The 20192-nt window shown below is 41.9% G+C and carries 13 protein-coding genes and 3 pseudogenes; 14 read left to right on the top strand and 2 right to left on the bottom strand.

Going from position 1 to position 20192, the window contains the following annotated elements; translation table 11 throughout:
• Positions 1-6: 6 nt before the first annotated feature.
• From PHA78_RS07385 to PHA78_RS07340, 10 genes are all read left to right on the top strand, one after another.
• A complete protein-coding gene (locus tag PHA78_RS07385; protein WP_024376691.1) occupies positions 7-810 on the top strand; it encodes an MBL fold metallo-hydrolase in 804 nt (267 codons plus the stop codon).
• Positions 811-1340: 530 nt separating this feature from the next.
• A complete protein-coding gene (gene vga(F) / locus PHA78_RS07380) occupies positions 1341-2726 on the top strand; it encodes an ABC-F type ribosomal protection protein Vga(F) (protein WP_032500526.1) in 1386 nt (461 codons plus the stop codon).
• Positions 2727-2816: 90 nt separating this feature from the next.
• Positions 2817-4889 (top strand): penicillin-binding protein PBP2B, encoded by a 2073-nt coding sequence (gene pbp2b / locus PHA78_RS07375; protein WP_272157910.1) that lies wholly within the window; start codon positions 2817-2819, stop codon positions 4887-4889.
• A gap of 8 nt (positions 4890-4897) precedes the next feature.
• Positions 4898-5494: a recombination mediator RecR gene (recR, locus tag PHA78_RS07370; protein WP_105128095.1), complete on the top strand. Its 597-nt coding sequence runs from the start codon at positions 4898-4900 to the stop codon at positions 5492-5494.
• Between the two features lie 104 nt (positions 5495-5598).
• The gene (locus tag PHA78_RS07365) at positions 5599-6645 is read left to right on the top strand and encodes a D-alanine--D-alanine ligase (protein WP_024378373.1); all 1047 of its coding nucleotides are present in this window, start codon (positions 5599-5601) and stop codon (positions 6643-6645) included.
• Positions 6646-6732: 87 nt separating this feature from the next.
• Positions 6733-7113, top strand: coding sequence for an OsmC family protein (locus tag PHA78_RS07360; RefSeq protein WP_099807347.1), 381 nt, complete (start codon positions 6733-6735; stop codon positions 7111-7113).
• A 1-nt stretch (position 7114) separates the two neighbouring features.
• A complete protein-coding gene (locus PHA78_RS07355) occupies positions 7115-8191 on the top strand; it encodes an ABC transporter permease (protein WP_099807348.1) in 1077 nt (358 codons plus the stop codon).
• Positions 8192-8200: 9 nt separating this feature from the next.
• Entirely contained in the window at positions 8201-8869 is a 669-nt protein-coding gene (locus PHA78_RS07350) for an ABC transporter ATP-binding protein (RefSeq protein ID WP_004298871.1), read from the top strand.
• Positions 8870-8923: 54 nt separating this feature from the next.
• Entirely contained in the window at positions 8924-10285 is a 1362-nt protein-coding gene (locus tag PHA78_RS07345) for a UDP-N-acetylmuramoyl-tripeptide--D-alanyl-D-alanine ligase (RefSeq protein WP_105147328.1), read from the top strand.
• Positions 10286-10375: 90 nt separating this feature from the next.
• A complete protein-coding gene (locus tag PHA78_RS07340; RefSeq protein ID WP_105212809.1) occupies positions 10376-11074 on the top strand; it encodes a YwaF family protein in 699 nt (232 codons plus the stop codon).
• On the opposite strand, the pseudogene PHA78_RS07335 reads toward PHA78_RS07340, so the two are convergent.
• Positions 11010-12541: pseudogene (locus tag PHA78_RS07335) on the bottom strand (IS1182 family transposase). The gene PHA78_RS07340 and the pseudogene PHA78_RS07335 overlap by 65 nt on opposite strands.
• A gap of 280 nt (positions 12542-12821) precedes the next feature.
• Here PHA78_RS07335 and tnpA point away from each other — a divergent pair.
• Positions 12822-13354, top strand: a pseudogene (tnpA, locus tag PHA78_RS07330) (IS200/IS605 family transposase).
• 98 nt (positions 13355-13452) lie between these two features.
• On the opposite strand, the pseudogene PHA78_RS07325 reads toward tnpA, so the two are convergent.
• Positions 13453-15828 (bottom strand): annotated as a pseudogene (locus PHA78_RS07325) (cation-translocating P-type ATPase).
• A gap of 237 nt (positions 15829-16065) precedes the next feature.
• On the opposite strand from PHA78_RS07325, the gene PHA78_RS07320 reads away from it, so the two are divergent.
• The 3 genes from PHA78_RS07320 (at position 16066) to PHA78_RS07310 (ending at position 20140) form a co-directional block, all read left to right on the top strand.
• Positions 16066-17610 carry a peptide chain release factor 3 gene (locus PHA78_RS07320; protein WP_029175935.1) on the top strand — a complete coding sequence of 515 codons (1545 nt, stop codon included), beginning with the start codon at positions 16066-16068 and terminating at the stop codon, positions 17608-17610.
• 482 nt (positions 17611-18092) lie between these two features.
• Positions 18093-19688 (top strand): ATP-binding cassette domain-containing protein, encoded by a 1596-nt coding sequence (locus tag PHA78_RS07315; protein WP_272157908.1) that lies wholly within the window; start codon positions 18093-18095, stop codon positions 19686-19688.
• Positions 19689-19756: 68 nt separating this feature from the next.
• Positions 19757-20140: a PH domain-containing protein gene (locus PHA78_RS07310; RefSeq protein WP_004298882.1), complete on the top strand. Its 384-nt coding sequence runs from the start codon at positions 19757-19759 to the stop codon at positions 20138-20140.
• The last annotated feature ends 52 nt before the right edge of the window (positions 20141-20192 follow it).

The following is a 20192-nucleotide window of genomic DNA, read 5'->3' as shown; positions in this document are numbered from 1 at the left end:
GAGAATATGATCGGAAAAGGTTTTAATTATAGTATTTTAGCTTCGGGGTCCAGCGGGAATTGTTTTTACTTGGAAACAGATAAAAAGAAAATCTTAGTGGATGCTGGCTTATCAGGGAAAAAGATTACCAGTCTTTTGGCGGAAATTGACCGAAAGCCTGAGGATATTGATGCTATCCTGGTAACGCATGAACATAGTGATCACATCCATGGTATCGGTGTTTTAGCACGTAAGTATGGGATGGACATTTATGCCAATGAATTGACCTGGCAGGCTATGGAGAGCAAATTGGGCAAGATTGATGTGGCTCAAAAACATATCTTCGAATTGGGTGCTATGAAGACTTTTGGCGACCTAGACATTGAGTCCTTTGGAGTTAGTCACGATGCTGCATGTCCGCAATTTTACCGTTTTATGAAGGATGACAAATCCTTTGTTATATTGACGGATACAGGCTATGTCAGTGACCGCATGGTTGGAATTGTAGAAAATGCCGATGCTTATTTGATTGAATCGAACCATGATATTGAAATTTTGCGCTCGGGTTCTTATTCATGGAATTTGAAGCAACGGATTCTATCCGATAAGGGCCATCTTTGTAACGAAGATGGAGCTGACGCCATGATTCGCTCGTTGGGAAATCGGACCAAAAAGATTTACCTAGGGCATTTGTCAAAGGAAAACAATATCAAGGAATTGGCCCACATGACCATGGTTAATCAGTTGGCGCAGGCTGATTTAGGAGTTGGAGTGGATTTCCAAGTCTATGACACATCGCCAGACACAGCGACTCCCTTGACCAAGATTTGACAAATTCATTGAACTTGTTTAGAATAAATATATAAAATACGTGAGGTGAAGTTACATGAATAATTAAGATACTTATTAGTCGTTCTTAAAACTTGTTGAAAATCAATTATTTGATAATTTAGTCTTTTACTTTGCTTTTAGTACTTGCTCCAACAGTCTAGGAATAGACTGTTGGAGGTCGTAAATAGAGCGAATGATGTTCGCACCAAAAGTTGCAGGCTGCTTGTACAGTCGAGTGACTGTACAAGGTTGGAGATAGCACTTGCGAAGCAAGTTACTTCTACATAGTACGGCAAAGCGAGTTCAAACAATCTAGTGGAGTGTTTGAAGTTGGAAATAAGGAAACGATGTTTCCTCTTACGTCGAAGTAATAAAAGATAAACTAAATGACAACACAAGGGATAAGACTGCTCATAAGGGCTTACTATTCGTGTGACTTTTTCCATAGGGAAAGGTCATGTTTTGCATGGCTTTTTTCTTGTGTCATTTTTTGAAGAATAGAAGCCCTTTTTTGAAGAAAAGAGGTCTATATGGAAATGATAAAATGTATTCAATTAGAGAAGGAATTTGCGGGACGTAGTTTGTTTACAATCCAGCAGTTGAGCCTTCAAGCTGGTCAAAAGGTTGGTTTGGTTGGAAATAATGGTGTTGGTAAGTCTACTTTTTTGAAAATCTTACTGGGACTGGATAGGGATTTTGCTGGTCAGATTGAGGTAAAAGCAGACTGGGCCTATGTACCCCAGTTACAGGATAGGAGCTCGCTTTCAGGTGGGGAACAGGTTTGGAAGTCTATTCAAGAGGCTTTTGCACAAAGACCACAGTTGTTAATCATGGACGAACCGACTGCCAATTTGGATCAAGAACACCAGGAAAAGCTAATCAAACAAATCAAACGCTATCGAGGCAGTCTATTGGTTGTTAGTCATGATCGGCATTTTCTCAATCAAATTGCCAGTCACATTTGGCATTTAGAAGAAGGAAAGATTCAGGTTTATATAGGAAATTACGAGGCATTTGTAGAAAGTCGCCGGGCTAGGCGAGAAGGACAGCAGGAGGCCTATGAAGCCTATCAGAAAAAAGTCGCTCAACTAAAAAAAGCCCAACAAGAGCGTCAGGTCAAGGCTCAGAAGATGGGGAAGAGAAAGAAAGGTGTTTCATCGTCTGAGTGGAAGGTTAAAGCCATGATGGGTTCCTATGACAGTCAAGCCAAGTCTATGGCCAAGACTGCCAAGCATTTGGAAAAACGGATGGAGCGTTTGGAAAAGGTTGAACAACCTAGAAAGGAAACGTGGGTAAAGATGGAAGCGAAAGGTGCCTTGGATACTGGTCTTCACAGTCTCTTTCGCTTGCAGGATGGACAGCTGTGGATTGGGGAAAAGTATTTATTTGATTTTCCTCAGCTTGGTATGACTTTTGGGGATAAACTAGCTTTGGTTGGGTCAAATGGTTCTGGCAAAACAAGCTTTGTTCGGAAACTGATTTCAAAAGAATTAGAAGGCTATTACAATCCAAAATTAAAAATTGCTTATTTCTCCCAAGATTTGACAAGTCTCAATGAAGAAGAAACAGCCTTTGTGAATGCTAGCTCGACATCGCTTCAAGATAAGGTAACGGTTCTCAATTTATTGGGCATGTTGGGACTCTCTTACGATAAGGCTCAGCAGAAGGTGGCAAATCTGTCTGGTGGTGAACGTGTTCGGCTTTCCTTGGCCAAGGTCTTGTTATCGGATGCAAATCTTTTGATAGTAGATGAGCCAACAAACTATTTGGACCTTACAGCCATCGAAGCTCTGGAGAAATTTTTGCAGGAATACCAGGGAAGTGTCCTCCTGATTTCCCATGATCAGCGGTTTGTTGAGAGTGTTGTGCACAGAAAATGGCTGGTTGAGAATTGTCAGCTTGTTCAACGTTTATAGAGAAAATATTTTTTGAATCGACAGTTGGGTCTCAAAAATATTTTTCGCCTGTGGTATAATAAGAAGGATATTTCTAGAATGAGGTTTTGAATGAATAAACGAACGAATAAATCTATTGAGCATGATGGAAATTTTATTGCAATTCGACTAAACATTTTGTTTTCAATCGTCATTTTTTTATTTCTGATTCTTATTTTGCGTCTAGCTGATATGCAGATTGTTAATCATGATTTTTACCGCAATAAATTATCAACCGCCAGTCAAAAAATAATCAGTACGGGTTCAGTTCGTGGTCAGATTTATGATGCTAAAGGAACCCCCTTAGTTGAAAACCAAATTCAACAAGTAGTATCCTTTACACGGTCAAATAAAATGACGGCCCAGGAAATGAAGGAAGTAGCAAATAAATTATTGCAATGGGTCACTGTTTCGGATGTCAATATTACTCGTCGGGACAAGGCAGATTATTATTTGGCTGATACTGAAGTTTATCAACAGGTAGTCGAGAATTTGCCAAAAGATAAGCGATATGACTCAGACGGGAATTATTTAGAAGAGTCAACGATTTATTCGAACGCAGTAGACAGTCTCACAGATGATTTATTACAATATTCAGATGAAGAAAGTAAGGCCATCGAATTATTTAAGCAGATGAATGGAGCTACTTATTTTTCAACAGTAAATTTAGTAACGGATGCCTTATCTGCTGAACAAGTTGCTTATATTGTTGCCAATGAGGATCAACTCCCTGGGATTTCTACAACTAACAACTGGCAACGGACGATTTTACCAACTTCTCTCAGCTCTATTATTGGTACAGTAACGAGTGAACAGGCTGGTTTGCCTGCTGAAGATGCGGAATACTATCTCTCCAAGGGCTACTCATCAAATGACCGTGTGGGAACTGCCTACCTCGAGAAACAATATGAAGAAGTATTGCAAGGTCAACGTGAGAAAAAACAAATCAACCTTGATAGAAACGGAAATGTCGAAAGTATTGAGACAATCCAAGAAGGGCAGCAAGGAAATAATATTAAACTGACTATTGATTTAGCCTTTCAAGATGGGGTCAATGCTATTTTGAAAAAGCATTTTGAGAGTGAACTTAGTACAGGAAGCGCACTCTATTCAGATGGTGTATATGCTGTAGCTTTAGAACCGACTACTGGTGCAGTGCTGGCCATGTCGGGTTATAAACATGAAAAGGGGACAAGTAGTATTACCGAGGATGCTCTTGGAACTATCACAAGCGTCTTTACTCCAGGTTCCATCGTCAAAGGAGCGACAATCAGCTCTGGTTGGGAAAATGGAGTTATCAGTGGCAATCAAGTGCAGTTAGACGAACCAATCTATTTTGCAGGTTCAGCACCACTTACATCTTGGTGGGCCTATGGTAGTTTTAATATTGATGCGACAGAGGCTCTAGAATATTCTTCTAACGCCTACATGGTTAAGATTGCTTTGGGACTACTTGGTCAGACCTACTCAGCTAACATGTATTTGAATGATGGCGATACATTGACAAATGCCATGACTAAGCTTCGTTCGACTTTTGCAGAGTATGGTTTAGGTGCGTCAACAGGTATTGACCTTCCACTCGAATCTATAGGATTTTTACCGGAAGAGTACTCAACTGCAAACTTTATTATGAATGCATTTGGACAGTTTGATAACTATACACCGATGCAGATGGCTCAATATGTAGCGACAGTAGCAAATAATGGAAAAAGGATTTCTCCTCATCTTGTAGAAGGTATCTATGGAAATAATCCCCAAGGTGGATTGGGAGATTTGATTGAAACAGTTTCTGGTAAAGAGATGAATCAAGTCAATATTTCAGCTGATGAAATGGCTCTCCTTCGTCAAGGTTTCTACCAAGTTGTCAATGGTAGTGGGCGCTTTAATACAGGTAGTGCTATCGGTCGTGGTGCGGCCGTGACCATCAGTGCCAAGACTGGTAGAGCCGAAACCTATACAACGACAGCTTCTGGTGATGTGGTTACTGCGGTCAATACCAACGTTGTTGCTTATGCGCCTAGTGACAATCCTCAAATTGCAGTAGCAGTTATTTTTCCTGATTTGACAAACTTGAGTTCAACAACCACTAAGTCTATTACGAATGAAATAATAAATTTATACAATTCACTTTATCCAATGAATTAAGGAGGCTTATGCTCTACCCAACTCCCATAGCTAAATTGATTGACAGTTATTCAAAATTACCTGGTATTGGTATCAAAACAGCAACACGTTTAGCTTTTTATACCATCGGTATGGAAGATGACGTAGTCAACGAATTTGCTAAAAATCTCCTGGCTGCCAAGAGAGATTTGACCTATTGTTCCATTTGTGGCAACTTGACAGACCAGGACCCTTGTGGTATTTGTCAAGACACCAGTCGTGATCAGACCACCATTTTAATAGTCGAGGATAGTCGAGATGTGACAGCCTTGGAAAATATTCAAGAATATCACGGTCTCTACCATGTCTTGCATGGCTTGATTTCCCCGATGAATGGCATTGGACCAGACGATATTAACTTAAAGACCTTGTTAACTCGTCTAATGGAAAATGAAGTGACAGAAGTCATTGTAGCGACAAATGCAACAGCAGATGGTGAAGCGACATCCATGTACATCTCACGTGTCCTAAAGCCAGCGGGAATTAAGGTTACTCGCTTGGCGCGAGGATTGGCAGTCGGAAGTGACATTGAATACGCAGATGAAGTGACCCTGTTGAGGGCTATTGAAAATCGTACAGAGCTATAGCAGTTCTGTAGTTAGAGATGTTCCTAATTTTAAGATAGGATAGATATGATTTGTTAAATTATGCTATACTAAGAGTAATAGCGTTGGTACAGGAAGGAAAATACATGTCAAAAGAAACCTTGATTTTACTATATGGTGGGCGTTCTGCAGAGCGTGAGGTGTCTGTTCTGTCTGCCGAAAGCGTCATGCGTGCCATCAACTATGATAAATTTTTTGTCAAAACCTATTTCATCACGCAAACTGGTGACTTTGTAAAGACGCAAGAGTTTTCTCAAACACCGTCTGCCGATGAAAAACTCATGACAAACGCGACGATTGTTGAAGAGCAAAAAATCCGTCCGAGCGATATTTATGAAGAAAAGGCGGTTGTTTTCCCTGTTCTTCATGGCCCAATGGGAGAAGACGGATCTATTCAAGGCTTCTTGGAAGTGCTTCGTATGCCGTATGTTGGTACCAATATCTTGTCTTCCAGCGTTGCCATGGACAAAATCACTACCAAGCGTGTTCTTGAATCAGCAGGAATCTCCCAAGTACCTTATGTGGCAGTTATCGAGGGTGAAAATATCGACGATAAGATTGCAGAGATTGAAGAAAAATTGACTTATCCGGTCTTTGTAAAACCAGCTAATATGGGATCAAGTGTCGGTATCTCAAAAGCCGAGGATTTAGCTGGCTTGCGTAAGGCGCTTGATTTGGCCTTCAAGTATGACAGCCGTGTCCTCGTTGAGCAGGGGGTTAATGCGCGTGAGATTGAGGTTGGTCTTTTGGGAAATGCTGACGTGAAAACGACACTTCCTGGCGAAGTAGTCAAAGACGTTGCTTTTTATGACTACGATGCCAAATACATCGACAACAAAATCACCATGGAAATCCCAGCTAAGATTGATGAGTCTATCATGGACACCATGCGGGACAATGCTGCCAAGGCCTTCCGTGCTATCGGTGGTTGTGGCCTTTCTCGCTGTGATTTCTTCCTGGCTGAAGACGGAGACATCTTCCTCAATGAGCTCAACACCATGCCAGGCTTTACTCAGTGGTCTATGTATCCACTCCTTTGGGATAATATGGGCTTGGCTTACCCAGACTTGATTGAAGAGCTTGTTCGTTTGGCCAAGGAAATGTTTGAAAAACGTGAAAGTCACCTCATTTAATTATTATCAAGATTGGAATCATTCCAATCTTTTTTCTTGCAAAGGTTTGCAAAAAGGAATAAAATGGAACAAGTTCTGGAGGTGTTTATGTATCAAACGACAGTAAAAGGGGAAGGTCTGTTTCAGGCTCTTTCTCAAGGTTATGGCGAACCGGTTCGTACCTTTGGGGTAACGGAGAAGGGTGAGACTCCGGTTAGTCTAGTTAATATTGGCTTAGCTGCCTGTATCACCATGTGTGTGCAGGGCTACTATGCCAGCCAAGAAGGCAATAAAACCATGCCTGTTCAGGTGGAGAGTCGCTTGGACAATCAGCGTTTTGAGGTGTTGATTGGAATTGGTGAGTCGGTTTCGGAGCAGAAGCAGAAAGAGATTCTTGCTTATGTGGAAAAGAAATGTAAAGTCAAAGCTCTTTTGAGGGAAGACTTGCAGTTTGAGACAAGTTTTTATGTCTTAGAAAGTGTGGAGTAAGATGTTTTTAGCAATTGAAGAAATGCGACAAAATAAGCTGCGTTATGGCTTGATTTTAGGATTATTAATCCTGATTTCTTACTTGGTCTTTTTCCTGACTGGTTTGGCTTACGGACTCATGCAGGAAAATAGAACAGCAGTTGATAAATGGCAGGCAGATTATGTCTTGCTTAATTCAGAAAGCAATCGTTTGATTACAGCATCCAAAATTGATACAGCCTTGCTTGACCAAGTAGATGCTAGTGACAAGGCCTTGATTCGCCAACAAGCTGGAGTTGCCTATGTGGATGAAAATGCCACCTCAGGCGAAAAAGAAAAGGTAAACATCTTTGCTGTTGAATCAGATAGTTTTATCGTGCCGAATATTGTAGAAGGTCGTTTGTATGAAAAAACTGGAGAAGTCCTTGTAGACAAAACCTTGTCAGAGGTAGAAGGTTTTGGGCTAGGTGATGAAGTCTATCTGTCGGGTACTGACGAAAAAGTGACCATTGTAGGTTATACAGACAATGCTTATTTTGGTGTGGCACCTGTTGTATATATGGACTTTACGGCATTTGCAGAATTGATGCAGGCTGATAAACAACAAGCTGCAACGAGTAATCTTGCCAGTGCCATTGTCGTTCGTGGAGATGTCGCTTCTGTACCAGATGAGCTGGAAAAAGTTGCTATTGCAGACTTTATTGAAAATCTGCCAGGATATAAGGCACAAAATATGACCTTTGGCTTTATGATAGGATTCTTGATTGTCATCTCAGCCATTGTTATTGGTATTTTTATCTTTGTGTTGACAACACAGAAATCACCGATTTTTGGCCTGATGAAAATTCAAGGTCTTTCAAATGGCTATATTTCAGGCTCTGTATTGGCTCAAACCTTCCTACTGGCTGGTTTGGGAGCCGTCCTTGGATTGGCTGGAACTTATTTGTCATCCCTTGTCTTGCCAAGCGCTGTTCCATTTGAGAATAACTGGACCTTCTATATTGCAATCGGCCTAGCACTAGTTGTATTTGCCCTATTGGGTGCTAGTTTCTCTGTAGGTTCTATCTTTAAGGTAGATCCATTACGAAATCTATCTTAGGAGGTTGTTATGAAAACACTTATTTTTGAAAATATTAGTAAGACCTTCCAAGATGGCAGTCAAACCATTACGGCTCTTAAACCAACAAATTTTAGCATTGAAGAAGGCGAATTTGTTGCCATCATTGGACCATCTGGGTCTGGGAAGTCAACATTTTTGACCTTGGCAGGTGGTTTACAAACACCGACAACTGGTCGTGTTTTAATCAATCAATCGGACTATTCTGATTTACCTGAGAAAAAACGTGCCAAATTGCGCTATAAGGACATTGGTTTTGTCTTGCAGGCTTCCAATTTGATTCCATTTTTAACAGTCGAAAAACAATTAACCTTGGTTGATAAGGTCAATAAGAAAGCTGAACCGAGCAAGCGAAACGAACTCCTATCTGAATTGGGTGTGGACCATCTCAAAAACAAGTTCCCTAAGGATTTGTCAGGCGGAGAACGGCAGCGTGTAGCAATTGCACGTGCACTCTACAATGATCCAGCTTTGATTCTAGCTGATGAACCAACAGCCAGTCTAGACAGTAATCGCGCTTTTGAAGTGGTTGAGTTATTAGCTAAGGAAGCCAAAGAACGGAACAAATCCATCATCATGGTAACACATGACCAACGCATGATTGAAAAATGCGACAAGGTATATGAGATGAAAGATGGTGTCCTCACTCAAGTTCGATAAAAAGTGGTATAATAGAAAGAGCGAAAGCTCTTTTTTAGTTTATTGGAGAAAACAATGAAATTAACCCTACACGAAGTCGCTCAGGTCTTGGGCGCAAAAAATGATATTAGTCTTTATCCCGATAGAGCCCTTAACAAGGTGGAGTTCGACAGTCGCCTGATTACAGAAGGGGATCTTTTTGTTCCCCTCAAAGGTGCGCGTGATGGTCATGACTTCATTCCTGTTGCTTTTGAAAATGGCTGCGCAGTAACCCTGTCTGAAGTCAGCCTTGATGTTCCTCACATTCTAGTAAATGATTGCTTGGCTGCGCTTCAACAATTAGCGGCCTACTACCTAGAGAAAACAGGGGTAGAAGTCATTGCTGTGACGGGATCAAATGGTAAAACAACCACCAAGGATATGATTCACGATGTTCTGGCAACGACTTACAAGACTTACAAGACTCAGGGCAACTATAACAACGAAATCGGTCTGCCATACACCGTCCTCCACATGCCTGATGATACAGAAAAACTGGTCTTGGAAATGGGCCAAGACCACTTGGGAGACATTCATCTTCTATCCGAAATTGCCAAACCAAGTCTGTCAGTAATTACTCTATTTGGCGAAGCGCATCTGGAATTTTTCGGCTCACGAGCAGAGATTGCCAAAGGAAAATTACAAATTGCAGATGGAATGGAGCCAGGTAGTAAACTCTTGATTCCAGCAGATCCGATTGCGGATGGCTTTTTGCCAAGTCATGTAGAACTCATTCGCTTCGGTGAGCAGGCTGATTTGCAGGTGACCAGTCTGGTCGAGTCAAAAGATAGCCTGACCTTCACCGTCAATTTTATGGACGGCGACATTTTCCTCCCAGTAACGGGTAAGTACAATGCCACCAATGCCATGGTAGCAAGCTACGTAGGTAAGACCTTGGGTGTGCCTGATGAGGCCATCAAGTCAGCCCTAGCCAGTCTTAACTTGACCCGCAACCGCACCGAGTGGAAGAAGGCAGCAAACGGAGCAGATATTCTCAGCGATGTCTACAACGCCAACCCAACGGCCATGCGATTGATTTTAGAAACCTTCTCTAGCATTCCAGCCAATGAAGGTGGCAAGAAAATCGCCGTTTTGGCAGACATGAAAGAGCTGGGTAGCCAGTCCGTTGACCTCCATAATCAGATGATTCTGAGTCTGTCGCCTGATGTGCTAGACACCGTCATTTTCTACGGTCAGGATATTGAAGGTCTGGCCCAGTTGGCTAGTCAGATGTTCCCAATAGGAAAAGTCTATTTCTTTAGGAAAAATGCAGAGCAGGACCAATTTGAAGACTTAGTCAAACAAGTCAAGGAAGTTCTTGGCGGCCAAGACCAAATCCTCTTTAAAGGGTCTAATTCCATGAATCTTGGGAAAGTGGTGGAAGCAATAGAAAAGTAGAGAGGCAAGACCTCTCTTTTTTAGCAAGTCTTGTCAAAACATCGAAAAGTTGATATACTAACTTTTGGGGAAAGAGAGGAATTTAATAAGATGAGTGATTTTTTTAGCAATCAGATTTCTGAAGCACCGAACCTGAACGTATTGGAACACCTGTTTCTCATGATTATTTGGTTTTTCATGCTCTATCTTTGTTTTCGTTGTTATCAAAAAAGATGGTTTCATATTGTTTTTTGGTGGCTTCAATTTATACAGATTGTCTCCCTTTATACTTGGTATATCGTAGCTGATTTTCCTCTTTCTGAGAGTCTTCCTTTTTATCATTGTCGCTTGGCCATGCTCTTTATTCTTTGGGCGAAGCCTGGACCTTTGAAACGTTATTTTGCCTATCTGGGTCTTTTTGGATCGCTTGCGGCCTTTATTCATCCAGTATTTGACCCATTTGCATTTCCACATCTGACCTTCTTTACTTTTGTTATTGGTCACTACGCCTTGACGGTTAATTGTATGTTGTACCTGTTATCTGATTTAGAGGGGGAGATGTTGAAGGGGAAAGAGGTAGTGAAATATACGCTTATTATGAATATGCTGATTCTAGGAGTAGCTCTTTTAACTGGCGGAAATTATGGATTTTTGAGACAGACACCTTTAGTGAACAGTACCAATCTTCCTTTGAATTTCTTCTTGGTAACTTGCCTACTCTGCTTCTCTATTTTGAGTATACAAGCTATGTTAATTGCCTATTTGAAAAAAGAAAGCAAACAAATGAATTCGCAGATATTGAAAAAATAAGACTTGAAATTAGTTTTTCAAGTCTCAGATTGCAGACAAACATCGTTTTGGTGTTTGTCTTTTTACTGTTTTTAGAGAAAAATGGCTGTTTTAATGCTGAAACCACCCCATCTGGACAAAATAAAAAGGCCTTCTTGCCATCCTTTTAGCTAGTTTTTTGAGATTTAAGCACGCCAAAGTCAGTCCAATCTTATCCTCCATTTTGGACTTGCCTTTTTCTCTCGTGTAGCGCAGATTATGGTATTCCTTGGCTGTGCCAAATAGCCGTTCAATCGTCTCTTTCCGATGTTGATAGAGTTCCTTCATCCCTCTTTGATGACGAATATCCTCGCACTGTTCCAAATACTCCTTCCAAATATGCCGCGTGACAACTTTTTGATGGTTCTTACTGGTCGTACATACTGATAATAGGGGACAGTTGGCACAAATTGCTGGATCACTTTTGTATTCTTGGTAGCCTTCTCGGGTAGTCGTGCGATAGGTCAAGGCCTGATGTTCAGGACACAGGACACAATCGAAGTGTTCGTCATAGACAAAATCTTTAGGACGAAGTTGACCCTTCTTCCCACGGGGACGGGTGTAGGGAAGGACAGGAGTGATTTCCTTATCAATTAGAAACTTGGCAATACTGGGAGTTTTATAGCCCGAATCCGCAATGATATACTCTGGTTTCAAGGGTTCAAGCTTGGCAAAAAGTGCAGGAAAAGCCTGGCTGTCATGGATATTGCCAGCCTCAACACTATAAGCAAGTGCCCAGCCATACTTATCACAGGCAACTTGGGCAGAATAAGCGAAAACTTCCTTATGATCACCTTTATGGAACCAGCCACTTTCTGGGTCGGTTGTGGAGATTTTCTTAGCGATGGGCTCTGGCTCTTTGGCGGGCCCGAGCGGCTTTTTTCCGTGCTTTACCCGATCTTGATTAATTTCGATTTCCAGCTGTTCACTCATGAATTTGGCCTGCTTTTCCACCTCTTGGTTGATAAACTTACGATTATTAGCCGCAGCCTTAATATGAGTTCCGTCTATGAAAATCTCCGTCGGGTCAATTAGGCCTGCATTGATACACAGCCCAAGAATATGCGTGAAAATGGACTCAATCAACCCTTTCTCTTGAAAGCGACGGGAATAATTTTTGCCGTATGTCGTGAAGTGAGGCACCTTGTCATCTAGGGTTAAACCAAGAAACCAGCGATAGGCAGTATTCACTTCAATATCCTTGATGGTCTGACGCATGGAACGAATACCATAAAAGCACTGAATCAGAGGAATTTTAACTAACATGACAGGGTCAAGACTAGGACGACCATTATCAGACGAATAGGTATCTTCTACTAGATCATAAATGAAGTCGAAGTCAATCACAGCTTCCACTTGGCGCAGGAAATGATCTGCAGGCACAAGCTGGTCAAGGGTATAGAAACCGTACTGATTGCGGTTATAGTCAGGTTTTTCTTTGTGTAACATAGGAGAACCTCACAAGTCCTTTTTCTTATATTATACTCCTAAATACGAAGAAAAGCCCTTAGAAAATCAATTCTAAGGACTTTGTCTTCAGTCTGAGACTTGAAATTAGTTTTTCAAGTCTTATTTTTAGTTATGTGACTTTTAGTCCGTCACGCTCCGTAAGGTGCGTGACAAATAAACCACCCGCTATGCGGGTGCGCGACGAAGGTTATACCAAAAAAACTCCAAACGCGATACAATAAAGGTGTTCAAGCCTATTGTAAAGCGAAAGGAGAAAAATATGGCGCAAAAGGCACATAGTTTATCACATACAAAGTGGTTGTGTAAATACCACATTGTCTTCACCCCTAAGTATAGACGAAAAATTATCTATAATCAATATCGAAGTAGTCTTGGAGAGATATTTCGACGATTGTGTAGTTATAAAGGTGTTGAAATTATCGAAGGTCATCTGATGCCAGACCATGTTCACATGTTAGTCAATATTCCCCCGCGATTAAGTGTATCAAGCTTTATGGGCTATTTAAAAGGTAAGAGTGCTCTAATGATGTTTGATAAACACGCCAATCTCTCTATAAATTTGGTAATCGTCATTTCTGGGCAGAGAGCTTCAACAATTTGGGGAATTGTTGAAGAGTGTAAGTTGGACTTAATGAAGCCACAATTAAGAAATATATACAAGAATAAAGAAATTATCCAGTGGATGATTTCTTCACGAGCTTAAAATCTAGAAAGCGAGTTAAACATGATATAGCACTTGATAAGTTAAGTGTAAAAGAGTATGAAGATCCCTTTAGGGATAATGGCAAGTAGTACGAATGCCTCTTTAAGAGGCTAGTGACGAGTCAAAAGCAGTGAGGCTTGAACAAAGTGAAAGTCAGCGTCTTTAGGCGCTGGCTGGTGATGTGGGCTTATAGCCCCTGTTCAAACCACCCGTTTGACGGGTGGTCATGATTTTTAAATGCGCCTTGTTTGTAGCTAATCCAGAAAAAGACAGGGATAAAAATGAGCATTAATCCAGAATAGATTGGCAATGTGTGACTGTTTAGGGGGTGGATTTCAATCAGACCATGTAGGAAATGGGAGCTGATGAAGAAACCGAAAACGGAATAAATAATAAGAGCCAGTCGAGCTTTTGTCAGTGGCAAACAGGCACGAATGACAGCCAGTAGACCTGTTGAACCAAGAACATAATAAGAGAGGGTTTGCATGTCATGCAAGTTTAAGTATCCAAATACTTGCATTAAATGGAAAATAAGGACACTGAGAACAACCATGAGAGCATTTGGTAGGGCTAAGAGAAGAGATTTTCTGAGAAAATGTTTTTCTACAGGGCGGATATTTCGTTCAAAAGTTAGGATAAAAGGAGGAAAACCTTCGACAAATTGACCAATGAGGGTCATTTGTACTTGAATAAATGGGAAAACTAACAAATATTCTGCTTTACCTAGGGCAATACTAGCGATACAGATAAGGCCAAGTAAGAAAGAGTAGATTGTTTTGATAAGAAAGATGGGAGCAATGTGGGAGATGTTATTAACAACGCGTCGTCCCTCAAAGAGAATCTCAGGAATATCGCGAAATTCAGAATCTAGGAGGACTAGATTAGCGATTTGTCTGGTAGCGGGATCACCTTCTGCCATGACAATGGAACAATCAGCTTCGCGTAGTGCAAGAATATCATTGACCCCATCACCGGTCATTGCAGTAGTATGTCCCTGTGCTTTGAGGGTTTGGATGAGCAATTTTTTCTGATGTGGGGATACGCGACCGAAAATGGCGGTTGTTTCAGCTCTGGCAATTAGTTCTTCGTCGTCAACTTTGGAACAATCGATATAGCTATCGTAGTCAGCAAATCCAGCTTCCCTGGCAATGTGTGAGACCGTCACAGGATTGTCACCAGAGATTATTTTTAGAGTCACTTCTTGCGAGCGAAGATAGGCCAGTGTTTCTGCGGCGTCTTCTCGGATTGGGTCGGCAATTTCTAATAGAGCTAGAGGTTCAATATTCTTAGGTAGCTGATTTTGAAAAGAAGGAAGGGACTGTTGGCTAAGCGCAAGAATCAGGACACGGGAACCATGAGCCTGTGCCTCAGAAACAGAAGGAGGATTTTGTGTTAGTAACATTTCTGGTGCCCCTAGAAAAATGCGACCAATGTTTTCTATTGTCATTGCCCCCCATTTTCTATCACTAGAAAATGGGATGATGTGACTAGCTTTATAGTGGTGCTCTAAATCACCATATTCTTTTCGAATGGCCTGAGCTGTTGAATTAGTATCCTCACTTGTCTGGATATAGGTAGCGAGTATCTGTTGGATAGTGTCAAGTGAATAATGGTTGGTTAAGGGGAGCAGGTTTTCGACGGTCATTTTCCCCTGAGTAATCGTTCCGGTCTTATCCAAACAAAGAACATCAACTCGGGCAAGTGTTTCGACGGAATACATTTCTTGTACGAGGACATTTTTCATTCCCAGTTTGATAACGGCAGTTAAGAGAGAAGTGATGGTCAGCAGAGCGATTCCCTTTGGTAACATACCTAGTAGGGCAGTAGAGCTGGTAATAACTGAGTCTTTTAAGGGAAGAAGTTTGATGAAAAAGGCTTCTAGAAAAAGAGCAAGTCCGAATGGAATGATAATTTTTCCTGTAAATTTAGCAATTTTATCCATATTGTAAAGAATACGAGAGACGATAGGTTTGTGAGTTTTCGCCTCAAGCATGAGCTTATTGGCATAGTTTTCTGCGCCAACATGGATGACTTTTGCATAAATCTGTCCGCTAACTAGATAGCTACCAGACAATAATTCAGACCCAGTATTTTTCACAATCAAGTCGCTTTCACCGGTTAACATGGCCTCGTTTGCCTCGGCTATACCTTCTAAAACAATAGCATCACTAGGAACTTGTTCGCCAGCAGACAGCAAGAGAACATCATCTAAGACAATATCTTCTGGTGCAATAGAGATTGTCTCGCTGTCGCGAACAACTCGGATAAAATCCTTGTTCATCAGGTTGAGTTTGTCAATCATTCGTCGTGCTCGCCATTCTGTCAGCATTCCTGAAACAGCGTTGAGGACAATAACTCCGAAGAAGAAAAGGTTGGACCATGCCTGTACAGCTAGTAAGGCTAAGAAAATGGCAAAATTGAGTGCGTTAAAAGATGTAAACACATTTCGTCTGAAGATTTCCCAATTACTGGCACTGGTCTTTGTCTTAAAATGATTGGTTTGCTAGTTTTGAATACGTTCTTGTACTTCCTTGGTTGATAAACCTTTTATTTGTTTGTTCATTATTTTATCTTTCTTTTTCTAGTATATAGAATACATCTCATACTTATTGTAACATATTTATAATACAACAGTATAGGTCTGTAGACCTATTCTTCAATAGTTTGAAAAATTCCCTTATTTCCGATATAATAAGAGAGTTGTCTAGTAAAGAATAAGGATGAATCCAATGTAAATCGAATAGGATAAGAGCTCAGCTCTGCTATGAATCAAAATACAAAAAAATGAAAAGGAAACATTATGTCACTACAAGAAGAAATCAAGAAACGCCGCACCTTTGCGATTATCTCTCACCCGGACGCGGGTAAAACCACTATTACCGAGCAGTTGCTCTACTTTGGGGGTGAGATTCGTGAAGCAGGTACGGTCAAGGGGAAAAAGACTGGTAACTTTGCTAAGTCTGACTGGATGGATATTGAGAAACAACGTGGTATCTCTGTTACCTCATCTGTCATGCAGTTTGACTATGCAGGCAAGCGGGTCAATATCCTAGATACACCAGGACACGAGGACTTCTCAGAAGACACTTATCGGACCTTGATGGCGGTCGATGCGGCTGTCATGGTGGTGGACTCTGCCAAGGGTATCGAGGCCCAGACCAAAAAGCTCTTTGAGGTTGTTAAGCACCGCAACATCCCTGTTTTCACCTTTATCAACAAGTTGGACCGTGACGGTCGTGAGCCACTTGATTTGTTGCAGGAGTTGGAAGAAGTCTTGGGCATTGCCAGCTATCCGATGAACTGGCCAATCGGTATGGGGAAATCTTTCGAGGGTCTCTATGACCTCCATAACAAACGTTTAGAACTCTACCGTGGTGACGAGCGGTTTGCCAACTTGGACGAGGGTGACAAGCTCTTTGGTTCTAACCCCTTTTATGCACAAGTTCTGGATGATATTGAACTTCTGGCGGAAGCTGGGAATGAATTTTCAGAGCAGGCGATTTTGGACGGCGATTTGACACCTGTTTTCTTCGGCTCAGCCCTGACAAACTTTGGTGTGCAGACCTTCCTTGACACCTTCTTGGAATTTGCTCCAGAGCCACATGGTCACAAGACAACGACAGGTGATGTCATTGACCCGCTCAACAAAGATTTTTCAGGTTTTGTCTTTAAGATTCAGGCCAATATGGACCCTCGTCACCGTGACCGCATTGCCTTTGTGCGCGTGGTTTCGGGCGAATTTGAACGCGGGATGGCAGTCAACTTACCTCGTACAGGTAAGGGAGCCAAGTTGTCCAACGTGACGCAGTTTATGGCCGAGTCCCGTGAGAATGTGGAAAATGCAGTGGCGGGTGACATTATCGGGGTTTACGATACAGGAACCTATCAGGTAGGCGATACCTTGACCGTAGGCAAAAACAAGTTTGAATTCGAACCACTGCCGACCTTCACCCCTGAAATTTTCATGAAAGTTTCCGCTAAAAATGTTATGAAACAAAAATCCTTCCACAAGGGAATCGAGCAACTGGTACAAGAAGGGGCTATCCAGCTCTACAAGAACTACCAGACAGGCGAGTATATGCTGGGGGCCGTTGGTCAGCTCCAGTTTGAAGTCTTCAAACACCGCATGGAAGGCGAGTACAATGCTGAGGTAGTCATGACCCCAATGGGCAAAAAGACTGTCCGTTGGATCAAGCCAGAAGACCTGGATGAACGCATGTCATCAAGCCGCAACATCCTAGCCAAAGACCGCTTTGACCAACCTGTTTTCCTCTTTGAAAACGACTTCGCCCTCCGCTGGTTTGCGGACAAGTATCCGGATGTGGCGTTGGAAGAGAAGATGTAGCAAACATCTGGGAGATGTTTGCTATCGGGAGATGGGAACTGACGGTAGTCAGTTTACCAATGCCTAAGGTTCAGTGGAGTGAAACAGTTCGGGGAACTGTTTCAGCCTGAGCCTAGAGATGTCAAGCGAGGTGAAAGGTGGGAGATGGGAGCTGATGGTATCAGCTTACAGCTGTTCAGCTTTGAAAATCAAGCTAAAACTTCGTTAAGTTGCTTCGATGAACCTCTAGTTCAATCTTCAGCTCCTTGCCTAGTTTTATTCTTGAGTTTCTTTGCGTAAAGTCAGTAATCAGCTTTGAAAATCAAGCTAAAACTTCGTTAAGTTGCTTCGATGAACCTTAAGTTCAATCTTCATCTAACCCAATTAACTCTATAATAAGTCAGGCAAGTCCTGGCTTTTTTTAATTTTGTTATCATTGCAAAAAAAGTATTATTATAATATACTATAGTAGTATAAACGGAAACGCATTGGAGGTATGTCCCATGTTTTACTACCTTAGAAAGTGCAAGTCGGAGGTGCTGGCCTATGTCTTGGTATCTCTTGTCTATGCTCTGATTTTGGCAGCAACAGGTTTTGTCTATGCTAGGGTTTCAGAGGCGGCTCTGTCCGGTGACCAAAAGGCATTTGTGACCAGTTCACTCATAGCGGTGGGCTTTTTCATCTGCGATACCTACTTTGACTACCTGCCTCGTTATCTCAAGGCCAAGTTAGTAAATCGTATCATGGAAAGGACTCGCAATCAGCTGGTGGCTGTCTACGCAGCTGGCGATGATTCAGGAAATGATGACAAAAAGAGTGCTGACAAGATTCACATTTTGGTCAACCACATGGATGTCTTGGAAAATGGTTATCTAACACCGCTCTTGTCTATGTTGACCAGTCTTCTTGTCTTTACCTTTTCACTAATTGGTGCCCTTTATTTGCAAGGGACCATGACGCTGATTATGCTGGCTTTGTGCTTCATTCCTTTCCTAGCACCCCTGATCAATAATCGTATCCTTGCTCATGCCACTCAAGATACTCAGTCGGAGAAGAATGCCTACCTCAAGCTCTTTAGTGAGTTTGTTCATTCTCTGACCTTTATCCGAATCAGCACCATTACGCCGATTTTTGAAGAGAAACTCCAAGCATCCAGTCAGGAATATGCTAGGCGAGCCAACCATTTTTCCAAAAAACAATCTCAGACCTACGCCGTGTCCTATGGTTTGAGTAGTGTGGTTTATTCGGGTTCCTGGATTATTGGTGGTATCTTTGTCTTTCAAGGCCTGCTGAAGATTTCAGACTTGATTGCCATGACCACCCTCATGGGAACGGTGGCTGGCCCTATCCAAACCATGTCTGGACTGGTAACGGATTACCTGGCTAGTCGGACTGTTGTGGCAGATTTGACGACGATTTTGCAGGGGCAATTCCAGGAAAATGAAGCCAAGGAAGAACTGACTGAAACCATTGACAGCATCAGCTTGGAAACGATTACCTATGAGCAGAATAATCACCGACTCTTTGATAGGTTTTCCTATCGTTTTCTTGCTAATAGAAAATATGCCATTCTAGGAAAAAGCGGGAGTGGGAAGACGACCTTGCTCCGCCTCTTGCTGGGGATTCAGAAGCCAGAAGCTGGAAGAGTCCTGGTCAACCAGAGGAATCTGGCGGACCTAGAACAGACCTCGTTTTTTGGAAAAATCTATTATCTTCCTCAAAAAACGGCTATTTTCTCAGCTAGTATTGGGGAAAATCTGAGCCTGTTTGGTCCCTTGGATCAGAGAAAGGCTCTGACTTGCTTGAGCAGGGTTGGTCTGCTAGACTGGTTTGAACGACAGGAAAATGGTTTCGCTACCCTGCTATCCTCTGCCCAGCAATTATCGGGAGGGGAGGAGCGGCGGTTTGATATAGCTAGAGCCCTCTATCGTGATGCGGAAGTCTTGTTATTTGATGAGCCAACGACGGGCTTAGATACTAGAAATGAAAGTTTAATTGCGGAAACCTTGTCCAAGATTGAGGATAAGTTGGTCACCGTCGTCACCCATTCGCAGAATGAAGAATTTCTAGGCTTGTTTGACGAGAGGCTTGTATTATAGGCTGGTTTTTACTTTGTTTCCTGTAAGTTTTTCGGTAAAATATGGAAAAGTAAAAAAGGAGTAAACACATGGGTTTGTTTTCAGGTTTGATGGGCAATGCCTCGCAGATGAATAATGACAAGGTAGAGCAGGAGCTAGGGAATATTTTATTGGCTAATGAACAAGTAGAGATGGCCTTTAGTTTGGTCCGCGACCTGATTGTCTTTACCGAGTATCGCTTGATTTTAGTGGATAAGCAAGGGATTTCTGGTAAGAAGGTAGCCTATAAGTCTATTCCTTACCAGTCCATTTCACGTTTTACGGTCGAAACTTCTGGTCATTTTGATTTAGATGCTGAGCTCAAGATTTGGATTTCTTCTGCGGCAGAGCCTGCTGAAACCCTCCAATTCAAGAGTGACAAGAGTGTTATTGCTATCCAAAAAGCTCTGGCTGCGGCTGTTTTGGGAAAATAAATTGTTAGAAAGAATGTTGGAATCTTATCCAGCATTCTTTTTTTATCTAGCA

Source organism: Streptococcus sp. HN38 (genome assembly GCF_028335765.1).
GTDB classification, from domain to species: Bacteria; Bacillota; Bacilli; order Lactobacillales; family Streptococcaceae; genus Streptococcus; species Streptococcus suis_P.
The sequence above is the reverse complement of the archived record's forward strand: the minus strand, read 5'-3'. Positions and strand labels throughout refer to the sequence as shown.